The organism is Nocardia sp. NPDC003963 (assembly GCF_053605105.1).
Window position 1 is genome coordinate 19122 of sequence record NZ_JBSGIP010000044.1, and the last position, 14089, is coordinate 33210.

The following is a 14089-nucleotide window of genomic DNA, read 5'->3' on the forward strand; positions in this document are numbered from 1 at the left end:
GATCGAGGATCGGTGGACGCCAGGGCCTCCATCCGGGTCACACATCCGGCGGGGAGCGGGTCCTTCCTGATCTCCGCGGCCGAAACTCTCCTACTGCGAGCCCTTTTCTCCGTTCAAGGCATCGAGCGCGGCCCCCAATCGGGCTCCACTGGGCACGGCGCCCCCCGGGCTGCTCATCCACTGCATGACCAAACCGTTGAGGATGACGAAGTACAACTCGGCGACGGCCTGCGCCCGGGACCCGTCTAGACCGGGATAGGACTCGGCGACCATATCCGCGATTCCGGAGACCGCGATCTCGTACATCTCCCCCATCCGGGGCTGCTCGCTCGGCGTCCGATAGATGCGGACCAGGTTTTCCATACTCGCGACCAGAACCTCCCGGTTGCGATCGAAGAGCTCGGCGATACCGTCCCAGACCTGCGGGAACGCTTCGCCTGCCGATTGCCCGGCCGTGGCCCGGATCCGTCTTTCGAGGTCGTCGCCGATGACGCGGCCCGTCTCGTCGGTGAACGCCTCGGTGAGCAGGCGGTCCTTCGAACCGAAGTGGTACCCGATGGCAGCGAGGCTGACTCCCGCGGTGGTGGCGATATCGCGTGCCGTGGTGGCGGCGAACCCGCGTTCGTAGATGCAGGTGCGCGCGGCCGCGAGTAGATCCTCCTTGTTTCCCATGACCCCACTCTAACCAGGGATTAGACATTTGTTCTAGACGCTCGTGCTAAACCTGTGTTAGACATACGTCTAAGACATTCGATTAATTCTCTGAGCGAGGACACCGATGACCACACAGCCCACCCCGGCCCCGCTGCGCGTACTCATCTCCGGCGGCGGTATCGCCGGCAACGCGGTCGCCCTACAGCTGCTCCGCGCCGGAATCCGGCCCACGGTGATCGAACGCGCGGCCGCGCCGAGGCCCGGTGGGCAAGCCGTCGATCTGCGCGGACCCAGCCGGATCGTGGCGGAGCGGATGGGCCTCATGCCGGGCATCCGTGGGTACCAGTTGGACGAACGCGGCATGGTCTACGTGGACTCCGCCGGCCGTGCGGCGGCCCGGATGCCCGCCGAACTCTTCGACGGCAAGGGAGCGGTGGCCGAAATAGAGATCACCCGAGGCGATCTGAACCAGGTTTTGCTGGATGCCGTCGCCGCGGAGACCACGCGCCCCGGCGGGCCCGGGATCGATTACCGGTACGGCGAAAAGATCCGGGCACTGCGTGAGCACGCCGACGGCGTCTCGGTGGACTTCGCCTCCGGCGCCACCGCGGAATTCGATCTGGTGATCGGAGCCGACGGCCTGCACTCGACCACCCGGCGGCTGGCCTTCGGCCCGGAAGAGCAGTTCAGTACCTATCTCGGCGGCTACACCTCGTACTTCACCATGCCGACCCCGGAGGGTATCCGCCCGCACTGGATGACCGTGCGACTGCTGCCCGGCGGAACCTTCCTCGGGTTCCGGCCCGATGCCGACCCGGCGACGACCAAGGCGATGATCAGCATCCGGCGCCCCGCCGATCCCACCCTGCGACGCGATATCGCCGCCCAGAAACAACTCCTGCGGGAGGGTCTCGCGGCCGGCGGCCCAATGGTTACCGAAGTCGCCGCGGCCATGGATCGCGCCGAGGACTTCTATTTCGACGAGATCGCGCGGATCACCATGCCCCGCTGGACAACCGGGCGGATCGCACTGGTCGGAGATGCCGGGTACTGCGGCTCACCGCTGAGCGGACAGGGCACGGCCATGGCCCTGGTCGGCGCGTACGTGCTGGTCGGCGAGATCATGCGCACACCGGATCGGACGTCCGAAGCACTGGACCGGTACAGCGAAACACTGCGACCTTTCGTGGAATCCGCGCAGCAACTTCCGCCGGGTGGTGTGCGGGCCATGACCCCGCGGACCCGAGCGGGTATCCGGGCGTCACTGGCCCTCGTCCGGTTCACCACCTCACGGCTGATGCAGCCCCTGATGACCCGCATGCTGTCCGGAACCGAGGACTACGATCTCCCCGACTACCCGGCCGCCGGTCTCCCCGCGACGGAACAGGGAACCTCGTCACATTGACCGGCGGCCCGGAACGCTACCGAACATCAGCTCCACCCGATCGGGACTTCACCGTGAGTCCCGATCGAAACCACCGGACAACCACCACCGACCGGGCGAGACGACCCACCGACTGTCATCTCCACATTCGCCCGACCGGCACATCCACCGAAACCACCATCGCCGATTCTTCGCACGGTTACCTTTCGCGGCTGCGGATCGGATCAACGGGACCTGTACCGTTTCCGATTCCGCTGCTGAGCATCCGGAAGAGCCGAACTATCGCTCGATGGCCGTGCGCCGGGCCGGTCACCCCGCGAGACCGGTCCGGAGCACGGTGCCCCGGCCCACGGGCCGGTCTGCCACCCCGCGGGACAGACCGACCCACCCGCGGTCACCGGCTCCCCACCGGTTTCCGCGGCACCCCCTCGCCCCGAGGGACACGGTTCCTCCCCAGGCCCGTGCCCCTCGTCCCACCCCCGCGGATCCCTCCCGGATCCGCCCCACTCCCCACTCGTCGGGATGCTTTCCGGCTCCTCCCCAGGCACCGTCGGCACCCCGCCCCCTCGGGCGGTGTATCCGGCTACTGGCGGGTGCCGGATACACCGGGTCGGGTGCGATGTCGTCTCGGCCTCGAACGCGTCCCGACAATGGGCGCGTCGACCACGATGCCGACCTCGTCGCCACGGGTACCGGTGACCAGGGCGGTAACCGGTTGACCCTCGACAGCCACGATGGGCCCGGCGTCCGGCGCCACGACTGTGCTGGTGCCGGCGGGAGTGAGCGCGGCGGTCGGCTTGCTGAACATTGCGGCGTCCCCTTCGCGGTGTCCTCGGACCGGTCGTTCCGGCCTCGACACCAACAATGCGGCACCGCGCTTGCCGCGCACTTAACGTGAACTTATAACGCTGAGACCACGATTCGTCACGGTGCAGACAAGGTCGGGGCACAGCTGGGAGGACTGCTCCGAGATCGGTATATCTCGGGCATCATGGAGATATCCGCTACGACAACGAGTGGGAGTGTGGATGGATACGTTGGTCGTATGGGCCCTGGCCTGTGCGTTCTACTGGTTCGGCCTGCTGTAGCCGGGCCCCGCACAGAGAGCACACCGGCGCCGTGTAGTCCCGTGCCGGTCGGCGACAGCCCCTGAGCCGATCCCCCGATCGGGCAGGGGCGTCGCACTGTCGGAGAACCCGGTGCCGCGCCGCACGGCCTCCCGGCGGAACGCGCATTAGGGTGATCCGCATGGCGCGTTTCGGTGGGCTCCTGGCGGGGGTCACAGTGGTAACACTGATGGCGGGACAGCTTTTCGCCACCCCGGCGCAGGCGATCCCGGACGACGAACCGGCGACCACCCGATGTGAAGTGTCCTCCGGCCGGGAGCCGGCCCGGGCCCGACCGGAACAGGTGGGACTGGACACGGCCCGCCTGGCCGACGCGCTGGCGTTCGCCGCCGGCCGGAATCGGTTGAACATCCAGGTCTTCCGGCACAACTGCCTGGTCGGCGAAGGGCCCGGCAACGCGCGTACCGGTAACACTCCCTGGAATGTGTGGAGCGTGACCAAGAGCGTGGTCTCGCTGCTCACCGGAATCGCGGCCGAAAGCGGTCTGATCGATATCGCGGCCCCGATCGACCGGTACCTCCCACCCGGGCTCGGCGATGAGCAGCGGCGGACGATCACCGTCGAGAACCTGCTCACCGAGACCTCGGGGATGCGCACCGGGGTGGTGACCGAAGGGCTCACCGGGGCGGTACCCCTCGATCCGAACAGCGCGGTGCAGGCCCTCGGCGTACCGCTCGACCACGAACCCGGCACCGTGTTCACCTACAGCCAGCGCACCGTGGACCTACTGTCCTATGTGCTCGAACTCGCGGTCGGCGAACCACTGCAGGACTTCGCGCAACGCGAGCTGTTCACACCACTGGGTATCGAACGCGGTGACTGGTACTGGGCTCGGGACCGCTCGGGGCACACCTACGGTTACGCGCATCTGCTGATCCCCCCGAACGACCTCGCCAAGCTCGGCCTGCTCGTCGGCAACGAGGGCAACTGGAACGGCCGGCAGGTGGTACCCGAGTGGTATCTGTCGCGCGCGACCACCCCGTCCACGACGAACCCCTGCTACGGATACCTGTTCTGGACCGGTCCGGATTGCGCGGAGAATGCCTCGTTCCTGCCGGCCGATACCTATGCGATGTCCGGGGTGGGCCTGCAGAACGTCTTCGTCGTCCCCGGCCTGGATCTCGTGGTGGTGTGGACCGGAGTGTTCGGGAATGTGAGCGCACACGGTCCGAGCGGGATCATCCAGAACACCGGGGAACTACCGCACGAATTCTTCCGGCGGCTGCTGGCCGCCTTCCACGAGCCGCCGCTGCCCGACCCCGGCCCCTATGTGGAACCACCACTGGTGACGAATCCGAATTCCTATATCGACACCGATATCCTGCTGGCGGTCTTCGGCATCGGCCGATCCGCGTACCCGGGCTGCGATGTGTTCGCCTGCCTCGGCGAACCGCTCGCACCACCGTTCAGCGACGCACCGCCCGGCTGTGTCCTCCTGGTATGCCTCGGAAACGATCCGCGCACACCGGGGATCCACTGAGCCGGGCGGCGGCAGCCGTCAGCGATCGGCGAGCAGGACCTCGGCGATCTGGATCGTGTTCAGCGCGGCGCCCTTGCGCAGGTTGTCGCCGGAGATGAACAGGGCCAGACCGCGGCCGTCCGGAACACCCGGGTCCTGGCGGATCCGGCCGACCAGGGATTCGTCCTTACCGGCCGCTGCCAGCGGGGTCGGCACATCGACCAACTGCACACCCTGAGCCTTCGCCAGGATCTCCTGCGCGCGCTGCACCGAGAGCGGATCGGCGAATTCCGCGTTGATCGACAGCGAGTGCCCGGTGAACACGGGAACCCGGACGCAGGTGCCGCTGACCAGCAGGTCGGGCAGACCCAGGATCTTGCGGCTCTCGTTGCGCAGCTTCTGGTCCTCGTCGGTCTCGCCGGATCCGTCGTCGACCAGCGAGCCCGCCAGGGCCAGCACGTTGAACGCGATGGGTGCCACGTACTTGTTCGGCGCCGGGAAATCCACGGCGCTGCCGTCGTGGGTGAGCTTCTCCGCGTCGTCGATCACGGCACGGGTCTGCGAGGCGAGTTCCTCGACCCCGGCCAGTCCGCTGCCCGAGACCGCCTGATAGCTGGACACGATCAGGCGCTGCAGGCCGGCCGCGTCGTGCAGCGGTTTGAGCACCGGCATGGCGGCCATCGTGGTGCAGTTGGGGTTGGCGATGATGCCCTTGACCAGGTTGCGGGTCTGCTCCGGGTTGACCTCGCTGACCACCAGCGGAACGTCGGGGTCCTTACGCCAGGCCGACGAGTTGTCGATCACGGTGACCCCGGCGGCGGCGAATCGCGGCGCCTGCACCCGCGACATGGTGGCACCGGCCGAGAACAGCGCGATGTCCAGGCCCGACGGGTCGGCGGTCTCGGTGTCCTCGACCACGATCTCGCCGCCGCGCCACGGCAGCTTCTTGCCGGCCGAACGCGCCGAGGCGAAGAACCGCACCTCGTCGGCGGGGAAATCGCGCTCCTCGAGCAGTTTGCGCATCACGGCGCCGACCTGCCCGGTCGCGCCGACCACACCTACACGAACACCCATCTGCTCTATCCTTTCGACCTGATCGGGAGCGCTCCGTGGCTACGCTCCGCCGCTACCGCCTCCGACCCGATCATGTCAGCGCCCCGTTCCGGCATGTACGACGGCGACCTCGTCGCCGCCGAGATCGAACGCGCGGTGCAGCACCTGCACGGCGTCGTCGAGTTCGTTGTCCTTGACCAAGACCGAGATGCGGATCTCGGAGGTGGAGATGAGGTCGATATTGATACCGGCCTCGGCCAGCGCCTCACAGAAGGTGGCGGTGACCCCGGGGTGGCTCTTCATACCGGCCCCGACCAGCGACACCTTGCCGATGTGGTCGTCGTAGAGCACCTGGGAGAAGCCGATCTCACCCTGATACTTGCTGAGCATCTCCACGGCCCGGACGCCGTCGGATTTGGGCAGGGTGAAGGTGATATCGGTCTTGCCCGTCTCCACCTTGGAGATGTTCTGCAGGACCATATCGATATTGATCTCGGCCTCGGCCACGTACCGGAACACCTTGGCCGCGTAACCGGGTTCGTCCGGAAGCCCGACCACGGTCACCTTGGCCTCGCTGCGGTCGTGCGCGACGCCCGTCAGGATTGCTTGTTCCAAGGGAATGTCCTCCATCGATCCGTATACGTAGGTGCCGTGTTTGTCGGTATAGGACGAACGCACATGCACGGGCACGTTGTAGCGGCGCGCGTATTCGACGCAGCGCAGCATGAGCACCTTCGACCCACAGGCCGCCATCTCCAGCATCTCCTCGTAGGAGACCTGCTCGAGCTTCTGCGCATCGCTCACGATGCGCGGATCGGCGGTGAAGACTCCGTCCACGTCGGTGTAGATCTCGCAGACGTCGGCCTCCAGCGCGGCAGCCAGCGCGACAGCGGTGGTATCGGAGCCACCGCGACCCAGCGTGGTGACGTCCTTGCTGTCCTGGCTGACACCCTGGAAACCCGCGACCAGGACGATGGTGCCCTCGTCCAGGGCTTCCCGGAGCCGGCCGGGGGTTACGTCGATGATCTTGGCCTTACCGTGCACCGATGTGGTGATCACACCGGCCTGGGAGCCGGTGAACGACCGCGCCTCGGCGCCGAGACTGTGGATTGCCATGGCCACCAGGGCGTTGGAAATGCGTTCACCGGAGGTGAGCAGCATGTCCATCTCCCGGGCCGGGGGCGCGGGAGAGACCTGTTCTGCCAGGTCGAGCAGTTCATCGGTGGTATCGCCCATGGCTGAGCACACCACGACCACGTCGTGGCCCTGCTTCTTCGTCTCGACGATCCGTTCGGCGACGCGACGGATCCGGTCGGCAGAGGCTACCGAGGATCCTCCGTACTTCTGGACAACGAGTGCCACGAGGGGTCCTCCAATGTCAGCGAACAGGCGATCAGTGCAATAGCGTACCGATGCCGGTCACGCTGTTCCGGGAGTATCCGCCCTGGTTGTGGAATAACACACAGCCGTGTGACGTCACGTTTACCTGCTCGCGCACCCGCCGCACGCGCGGGCCCCGGCGGTCCGGTGCCCGGGCCGCCTTCAGGCGCGCTCGAACCAGGTGACCTGCGCCCCGTTACCGAACTCCCGCCGCTGCACCGGAGTGAACCGGGCGGGCCGGAACGCGCCGCCCAGGACAGGTACGCCGGCGCCGGCCAATACCGGATAGCTCTTGAAGACGAGTTGGTCGATCTCGTCGATCAGCGCACCGGCCAGGGTGCCACCGCCGCAGAGCCAGATGTCCTTCGCCTCCGGCCCGTCCTCTTTCTTGAGCTGCCGCACGAGTTCGACCGGATCGGTGCGCACCAGTTCGATCTCCGGGTCCTCGACCCTGTCGAGAGTGGTGGAGACGACGTACTGCTTCAGATGGCCATAGGGGCTGACGATCCCCGCCGCGAGAGCGGGTTCGTAGGTGCCGCGGCCCATGATCAACGTGTCCCAGTGCCGATTCGGGACATCGGGTGCCATACCCGCGTGTTCCCGTATATGCGTGGGGACGGATTCGGGGTAGCGCGTATTGATCCACTCGGCCATATCGTCGCCGACCGGATAGAAGTCGACCTCGCCGCCGGGACCGGCGATATAGCCGTCGAGGGAGACAGCCACGTAGTAGACGAGCTTTCGCATGAGGTACCGCCCTATTCGTAGTACTCTATTTGAAGTGGTTTGAACGTAGTACTACAGCCAGAGTGGTGTCAAGTGACGGTCCGACACAGCCACCACATCCACCCGGCGGATTTCCGCGGACCCGTGAATTCGATGCACCGGCAGGCCACAGCGGGGCGGGCGACTTCGCCCGATGCCGATTCCCTGCCGACCGCGGCCGAACGCCGGAACCCCGATCCGATATCGGAACCGAATACATTCGCGACGGAAAACTCCGATAGCAATTCCCCCGGGGTTGTGATGCCCGACATAGTGCCCGAATAATGGGCTGCATGATGGCAAACGTCGGAGACCGGTTGCACGTGCACGGGCACACCGTCGGCGAAGTCGACCACGAGGGAGAGATCGTCGAGGTTCACGGCCGCGACGGAACGCCGCCGTATCTGGTGCGTTTCGACGACGGACACGAATCCCTGGTCTTCCCGGGTCCGGACGCGACAGTCGAACGCACACCCTGACCTCCCCACGAGACGGGCACAGCACACCGGTTCGGGATCGGCCCCGCAAACATTTTCGGCCGGTACGCCTACGCGCGGGCGCACCGCCACGGTGAACCTGCGTGTTGACGATCACGCGACCCCCGGGGAAGAATCGTGGCCGATTCGTGATAACCCGGGGGTGCGAGGGAAAAATGCGTACGAAGACCGATATCAGATTCGACGTCGTGGCCGACCCCGGTCAGGTGATGGACGCTTTGATGGCGGTCGAAATGCTGTCCGAATGGTCGCCGGATTTCGGGGACGCGCGCGTCGCCGGCCGGGACGACGAGGGCCGCCCGCGCCGGATGTTCATCCAGGTCGGAGTCAACGCCACCCCGGATATGCAGGTCTGGGAATTCGACTGGTCGGAGAACCGGATGTCGTGGGAGGTCTCCGACAGCACCCGCGGAATCAAGGGGGGCGGATACTTCGAGGTCAGCGCGGGCGAGACGGGTAGCGAGGTACTGCTGCACGTCGAGCAGTACATGCCGCTGCCGGTCCCCGGCTTCCTGCTCAAGAAATCGGTCCGCAAATCCTATGAGGCGCTGGTGGCGAACTTCGTCGCCTATGCCGAACAGTTCCCCGAGTCCGAGACCTACGACCTGGTCTGATCCGTCCCGACGCGCCCGCGCCGGACCCGCCCGGGCAGCCCGGGGGCTGCCACGATAGGGCGATGCGAGGTCTGACGCAGCGCAGCCGGATCCAGCCGATGGGCGAGGATGCCTCGGTCACCCAGCTGGAACTCTTCTTCGACCTGGTCCTGGTCTTCGCTTTCACCATGGTCACCGATCTGGCGGCCGAGGAACCCACCGCCGTCAATATGCTGCGGTCGCTGCTGGTACTGGCCGTGCTGTGGTGGGTGTGGATCGACTACGCCTGGCTCGGCAATGTGCTGCGCGCCGACGAAGGGGTGACCCGGGTCGCGATGTTCGTCGCCATGGGGGGCGGTTTCCTGGCCGCGATCACCATTCCCGAGGCCTTCCAGGACAAATCCGGCGGCTGGTACGGGCCACTGGTCTTCGCGATGGCCTATCTGCTGGTCCGGTTGGTGCACCTGGCGATGTTCTGGCTGGCCAGCGCCGAGGACGCGCAACTGCGCGGACAGGTGCTGCGCTGGGCACTGGGTTCCATCACCGTGGGCACCACGCTGCTGGTGATCGCCGCAACGACCAGCGGCACCGCACAGATCTGTCTGTGGATCGCGGCCATCGGCGGCGATTACCTGTGGACCCATTTCGCAGGTAACGACTGGCGGTTGAACTCCCCCGGCCATTTCGCCGAGCGACACGGTTTGATCATCATCGTGGCACTGGGCGAGTCGATCGTCGCCATCGGAATCGGCGTGGCCGGGCTTCCGGTCTCCTGGCCGATCGTGGTCGCGGCCATGCTGGGTCTGATGGTGTCGGGTCTGCTGTGGTGGGCCTACTTCGACACCGAAGCACTACGGGTCGAGCACGCGTTGCGCGCGGCGACCGGCGCGCGGCAGATCGCGATCGCCCGGACCTGTTACACCTTCTGGCACTTCCCGATGATCGTCGGCATCATCGCGCTCTCGCTCGGGTTGAAGAAGGTGCTGGTCTACGTCGGTGACGAGAGCGACCACACCCTGACCGACGCGCTCACCGGGATACCGCTGGTCGCGTTGTACGGCGGTGTGGTGCTCTTCCTCGCCGGACTCGTCGGATTCGACCGCTTCGGCGCCGGGCGGACCGGGTTCTTGCGCCCGGTGACCGCCGTGGTGCTGTGCGCGCTCACCCCACTGGCCGCGAAACTGCCGGCACTCGCTGCGCTGGGGCTGCTGTGCGGTGTTCTGACACTACTCATCGCCTGGGAGACCGTACGGTTCGCGGAGACCCGGGATCGCATCAGACATCCTGCTGAGTGAGGTGCCGGGCGGTGAGGTGATGCGCGGTGGGACCGTAGGCCGCGGGCGCCACCTTCACTCCGGTTCGCACCGAATCACGGATCTGGTCCACGTTCTCCCGGATCATGTCCGAGACGAGTTCGTCGGTCCGCGGATCGGCCAGTACCTGGAACAGGATCCGGAACACGGTATCGGCCACCAGCCGGATGATCTCGTCGTGGAACGGAATGTAGCGGACGCGGCCGGTCTGCGGATCGTTCTTGATCATCTCGACGATCATCTCGTCGAGTTCACCCCGGTTCTCCTCCAGCGCGACCGCGATATTGCGGGTGTAGTGCCCGGTGCGCAGGACGGCGGTGACCTCTTCCATGATCGCGATGGTCATCGGGCGTTTGATGACCTCCACGATCGTGCCGACCGAATGATTGATCACCGCGGCGGTGACCCGATCGCCGAAGACCCGGTCGGCGACGCGGGCCAGCCGCACCAGGATCACCACGATCCGCAGCAACCGGAAGGTACGGAAGAACGGGCTCGCCACCGGGATCATGCCGAGAACTTCGTACCAGTAGACGAACGGGAAGGTCCACGGCCAGCCGGCCCGGCGCCAGCGCCAGAGGAACTCGAGCGCGAAAACCGCGCAGATCGCGTAGTCGATACCCACGATCATCCGGTAGGTCTGCGGCGGCACCTGGAAGAAGGTGATCCAGCAGACCAGCACCACCGAGACGGCGGCCAGCGCGAGCATGACGAAATCCGTCCACAGGGCCGGAGGTTTGCGGGGAAAACCCTCCGGCTCCGGGTAGTCGGTTACGGATCCTGAACCGGGCTCCGTGGACGACTGTATTGACACCTGCATTCCCTTCGACGCCGAAAGATCGCGGATCAGTATTACTCGCCGGCGCGCCGTGGAGCCCACTCATCGCCCCGGTCCACCGCCCGCGCTCCACTGAGCAGGACTCGCACGGCGAGCGGCAGGTGTGTTCCGCTATTCCGATCACGCGAACTCACGCCACCGGGCTTTCGCGAAGAGAGTTTCAGCGGCCCTCGCGGATGATCGTCTCGATATTGCGTTCGGCCAGGGCGGTGATGGTCAGGGACGGGTTGACGGTGCCGGTGCTGCCCGGGATCGCGGCCCCGTCCATGACGTACAGACCCGGATGCCCGTGTACCCGGCCGTAGGCGTCGGTCGCCCGGCCCAGCACCGCGCCACCGAGCGGGTGCGCGGTGAACAGCGCATTGGCGTCGTACCCGAGGGCGCTGTATTCGGCCATCGCACCGGCCCGATCCGCGATACGCCGGTCGACCGCCCGGGCCGCCGCGGCCACCTCGTCCTGCGCCCTGCTCGGCCAGGACAGGCCGACCCCGCCCGATGCCGGGTCGTAGCCGAACCGCGCCCGGGTCGGATCGAGGACTATGGCCAGCGACGCCAGCGCGCCCGTTTCGAACGGGATCCCGGGGATGTACCAGTTCTCCAGGGACAACGCCATTCCCGTGTCGTCGAAGATACGACTGGCACTCGGTACGCCCTGCCCGTTACCCGCGACCGAACTGGCGCCGCGGGCGAGCACCACATCGCCGTTGGTACCCCAGCCGTCACCGATATGTTCGTTCAGTTCCGGCAGGGTCCCGGTTTCCCGTGCCCGGACCAGTAGCTCGGAAGTACCGATCGACCCGGCGCCGAGAAGAAGTTTGTCGCAGGTGAGAGTTCGTTTTCCGCGCACCACGCCGGTGGGGGTCAACTGAGTGACGGTGACCACGAAACGACCGCCTGGTTCCTGGCCGATCGTATCGACCCGGTGCCCCGGATAGATCTCGGCCTTCCCGGTGGCCTCCGCGTCGCGCAGGTAGTTCTGATTCAGATCGAATTTGGCGCCGTTGGAGTTGCCGAGATTGCTGCGGCCGGCGGTAGCCGAGGCCCGGGAGGTCCCGGCCAGTTCGCTGCGCAGGACATCCCAGGTGAAGATGGAGTCGTTGGGAACAGGCCGGTAACCGGCCTGCCGCACTTGATCGTCCCAGGCACGCGAATGGGTGAACGGCGCCGAGTGGTAGATATCGCCGGGCATCGTGTCCAGCCGCAGTTTCGACCGGACGCGCGGGTAGTACACGCGCTCGAGTTCGCCGTAGTCGACGACCCCGCCGAAGACATGATCGAAGAACCGGCGTTCGGGCGCGATCATCGCGCCGCTGAAGATCACCGAACCGCCGCCCACGGCGGCACCGCGCCAGACATCGATCCCCTGGAACCTGGTGCAGTCCAGCACACCGCCGAAATCGGCGAACTGCATCGGCACCTTGGTCACCCCGGTGAAGCTGGTGGAATGCCAGAAACCACGGCCGTCGGGCAGATCGTCGCCGGTGAAGATCTCCCGCCACGGATCATTGGGCCAGCGGGAACCGCGTTCCAGCACCGTGGTCGCGACCCCGGCCTCGGCCAGGCGCAACGCACTGACCGCCGCCCCGAACCCGGAACCGACGACTATGGCCTCGGTATGTTCCGGTGGAGCCGATACCGGCGCGAAGATCTCCGGCACCCACTGCGCGAACAGTTCGTGCCAGATCGGTTCCGCCGCAGCGGCCCGCGGCAGAGCAACCTCCGCTCTCGGGACCGCCGACCCCATCGCACCGATAAGAGCAGCCGCCCCCGCGGCCTTGAAAAGGGCACGCCTATCCACCCAGAACACCTCTCCGGTAACGCAACAGCGCACGGATGGTACCGGGAAATCGACCGGTGTGAACAGTCCTGGCGCGGAAGCCGATTCGCTTCCGAACGCTCAGCCGAAGACCAATCGGATCACCGCGACGGTGCCGACGACCACGATCACCGCGCGCAGCGCGGTGGGCGGCAGGCGCCGGCCCACCTTGGCGCCCAGTTGTCCCCCGATGATCGCTCCGGCCGCGATCAGAGCCACCACCAGCCAATTCACCTCGGCGACGACGATGAAGATGGCGGCCGAGAGCCCGTTGGTGAGCAGCGCGAGCACATTTTTCACCGCGTTGAGGCGCTGGATGTCCTCGTGGACGAACACCCCCAGCAGCGCGAGCAGCAGCACTCCCTGAGCCGCGCCGAAGTAACCCCCATAGATACCGGTGCCGAAGATGGCGGCGAGCAGAATCGGGCCGCCGTGCGCCGGAACGTTGTCGGACTCGCTCTGCCGCTGCCGGACCCACGCCGACAGCCGCGGTTGCACCACCACCAGCACCAGCGCGGCGATGATCAATACCGGGACGATGGCGGCGAAGGCCCCTTCGGGCAGGGTCAGCAGCAGGACCGCGCCGACCGCGGCCCCCAGCAGCGAGGCCGAACTGTAGCGCAGCACCCGGCCCCACTGACCGGACAGTTCACGGCGGTAGCCGATGGCTCCGCTCAGCGAACCGGGTACGAGCCCGACCGTATTCGAGACATTCGCCGTGACCGGCGGCAATCCGATGGCCAGCAGCACCGGGAAGGTGATGAGTGTCCCGGAACCCACGACGGTGTTGATGCCACCCGCGGCGATACCCGCGGCGAAGACAGCCAGCATCTCCAGCCAAGTCATGCTCGAACCTCGACCTTTCCGGACCGGCGTCCGGTCACTCGCAACCCCGAGCAGGGACGCTATCGGTTACCCGGGCCGATGGTCGCGACGGGGCCGGGCAGCGGGGAGCTACAGGGTTCCGGTGGTCGTGTTCCGCGGCGACGGCGAGCGCGTGGCGGGCAGCTCGATATCCACCACCCCACACCCCGGCGCCCGGCGCGGCGAAACGGACGGAGCCCCGCCGGCGACAAGACTCACGACGATCGCAATACCGCTCGGGGTACCCATCCGGCCTGGCCGGACAGGTACGGCGGCAGTATCCGGCAGCGCCGGGGCACACCGCACTGTGAAGTATCGGCCCTCCGGACCGCCTCGGCAGGGCCGA

13 protein-coding genes are annotated in these 14089 nt (G+C 66.7%); 5 read left to right on the top strand and 8 right to left on the bottom strand.

Annotation, left to right across the window (positions count from 1 at the left end):
- Nucleotides 1-90: 90 nt before the first annotated feature.
- Nucleotides 91-672 (bottom strand): TetR/AcrR family transcriptional regulator, encoded by a 582-nt coding sequence (locus ACWEWT_RS33095; protein WP_452564779.1) that lies wholly within the window; start codon nucleotides 670-672, stop codon nucleotides 91-93.
- Between the two features lie 106 nt (nucleotides 673-778).
- Between ACWEWT_RS33095 and ACWEWT_RS33100 the strand changes: the two genes are divergently transcribed.
- Entirely contained in the window at nucleotides 779-2059 is a 1281-nt protein-coding gene (locus tag ACWEWT_RS33100; RefSeq protein ID WP_452564780.1) for an FAD-dependent monooxygenase, read from the top strand.
- A gap of 562 nt (nucleotides 2060-2621) precedes the next feature.
- Here ACWEWT_RS33100 and ACWEWT_RS33105 read toward each other — a convergent pair.
- The gene (locus ACWEWT_RS33105; protein WP_452564781.1) at nucleotides 2622-2846 is read right to left on the bottom strand and encodes a hypothetical protein; all 225 of its coding nucleotides are present in this window, start codon (nucleotides 2844-2846) and stop codon (nucleotides 2622-2624) included.
- 440 nt (nucleotides 2847-3286) lie between these two features.
- Between ACWEWT_RS33105 and ACWEWT_RS33110 the strand changes: the two genes are divergently transcribed.
- Nucleotides 3287-4645 (top strand): serine hydrolase domain-containing protein, encoded by a 1359-nt coding sequence (locus ACWEWT_RS33110; protein ID WP_452564782.1) that lies wholly within the window; start codon nucleotides 3287-3289, stop codon nucleotides 4643-4645.
- Between the two features lie 18 nt (nucleotides 4646-4663).
- Here the strand turns inward: ACWEWT_RS33110 and ACWEWT_RS33115 are convergent, their stop codons facing one another.
- The 3 genes from ACWEWT_RS33115 to ACWEWT_RS33125 form a co-directional block, all read right to left on the bottom strand.
- Nucleotides 4664-5698: an aspartate-semialdehyde dehydrogenase gene (locus ACWEWT_RS33115; protein ID WP_452564783.1), complete on the bottom strand. Its 1035-nt coding sequence runs from the start codon at nucleotides 5696-5698 to the stop codon at nucleotides 4664-4666.
- Between the two features lie 75 nt (nucleotides 5699-5773).
- Nucleotides 5774-7039 carry an aspartate kinase gene (locus tag ACWEWT_RS33120; protein ID WP_452564784.1) on the bottom strand — a complete coding sequence of 422 codons (1266 nt, stop codon included), beginning with the start codon at nucleotides 7037-7039 and terminating at the stop codon, nucleotides 5774-5776.
- 180 nt (nucleotides 7040-7219) lie between these two features.
- The gene (locus tag ACWEWT_RS33125; protein WP_452564785.1) at nucleotides 7220-7804 is read right to left on the bottom strand and encodes a dihydrofolate reductase family protein; all 585 of its coding nucleotides are present in this window, start codon (nucleotides 7802-7804) and stop codon (nucleotides 7220-7222) included.
- A 311-nt stretch (nucleotides 7805-8115) separates the two neighbouring features.
- Here ACWEWT_RS33125 and ACWEWT_RS33130 point away from each other — a divergent pair, with 311 nt between their 5' ends.
- The 3 genes from ACWEWT_RS33130 (at nucleotide 8116) to ACWEWT_RS33140 (ending at nucleotide 10207) form a co-directional block, all read left to right on the top strand.
- On the top strand, nucleotides 8116-8301 hold the full coding sequence (locus ACWEWT_RS33130; protein ID WP_030524229.1) for a DUF1918 domain-containing protein: 186 nt from the start codon (nucleotides 8116-8118) through the stop codon (nucleotides 8299-8301).
- A 173-nt stretch (nucleotides 8302-8474) separates the two neighbouring features.
- Nucleotides 8475-8933, top strand: a complete 459-nt coding sequence (locus ACWEWT_RS33135; protein WP_452564786.1) for an SRPBCC family protein — start codon at nucleotides 8475-8477, stop codon at nucleotides 8931-8933.
- A gap of 62 nt (nucleotides 8934-8995) precedes the next feature.
- A complete protein-coding gene (locus ACWEWT_RS33140; protein WP_452564787.1) occupies nucleotides 8996-10207 on the top strand; it encodes a low temperature requirement protein A in 1212 nt (403 codons plus the stop codon).
- On the opposite strand, the gene ACWEWT_RS33145 is transcribed toward ACWEWT_RS33140, so the two are convergent.
- The 3 genes from ACWEWT_RS33145 to ACWEWT_RS33155 form a co-directional block, all read right to left on the bottom strand.
- Entirely contained in the window at nucleotides 10188-11039 is an 852-nt protein-coding gene (locus ACWEWT_RS33145; RefSeq protein ID WP_452564788.1) for an ion transporter, read from the bottom strand. The genes ACWEWT_RS33140 and ACWEWT_RS33145 overlap by 20 nt on opposite strands.
- 184 nt (nucleotides 11040-11223) lie before the next feature.
- The gene (locus tag ACWEWT_RS33150; RefSeq protein ID WP_452564789.1) at nucleotides 11224-12861 is read right to left on the bottom strand and encodes a GMC oxidoreductase; all 1638 of its coding nucleotides are present in this window, start codon (nucleotides 12859-12861) and stop codon (nucleotides 11224-11226) included.
- A 99-nt stretch (nucleotides 12862-12960) separates the two neighbouring features.
- The gene (locus ACWEWT_RS33155; protein ID WP_452564790.1) at nucleotides 12961-13725 is read right to left on the bottom strand and encodes a sulfite exporter TauE/SafE family protein; all 765 of its coding nucleotides are present in this window, start codon (nucleotides 13723-13725) and stop codon (nucleotides 12961-12963) included.
- Nucleotides 13726-14089 lie beyond the last annotated feature (364 nt).

Bases quoted from the DNA above. Each gene is read 5' to 3' on its own strand.
- ACWEWT_RS33105 (WP_452564781.1), bottom strand. From the start codon at position 2,846: ATGTTCAGCAAGCCGACCGCCGCGCTCACTCCCGCCGGCACCAGCACA.
- ACWEWT_RS33135 (WP_452564786.1), top strand. From the start codon at position 8,475: ATGCGTACGAAGACCGATATCAGATTCGACGTCGTGGCCGACCCCGGT.
- ACWEWT_RS33115 (WP_452564783.1), bottom strand. From the start codon at position 5,698: ATGGGTGTTCGTGTAGGTGTGGTCGGCGCGACCGGGCAGGTCGGCGCC.
- ACWEWT_RS33100 (WP_452564780.1), top strand. From the start codon at position 779: ATGACCACACAGCCCACCCCGGCCCCGCTGCGCGTACTCATCTCCGGC.
- ACWEWT_RS33130 (WP_030524229.1), top strand. From the start codon at position 8,116: ATGATGGCAAACGTCGGAGACCGGTTGCACGTGCACGGGCACACCGTC.
- ACWEWT_RS33125 (WP_452564785.1), bottom strand. From the start codon at position 7,804: ATGCGAAAGCTCGTCTACTACGTGGCTGTCTCCCTCGACGGCTATATC.
- ACWEWT_RS33155 (WP_452564790.1), bottom strand. From the start codon at position 13,725: ATGACTTGGCTGGAGATGCTGGCTGTCTTCGCCGCGGGTATCGCCGCG.
- ACWEWT_RS33095 (WP_452564779.1), bottom strand. From the start codon at position 672: ATGGGAAACAAGGAGGATCTACTCGCGGCCGCGCGCACCTGCATCTAC.
- ACWEWT_RS33140 (WP_452564787.1), top strand. From the start codon at position 8,996: ATGCGAGGTCTGACGCAGCGCAGCCGGATCCAGCCGATGGGCGAGGAT.
- ACWEWT_RS33110 (WP_452564782.1), top strand. From the start codon at position 3,287: ATGGCGCGTTTCGGTGGGCTCCTGGCGGGGGTCACAGTGGTAACACTG.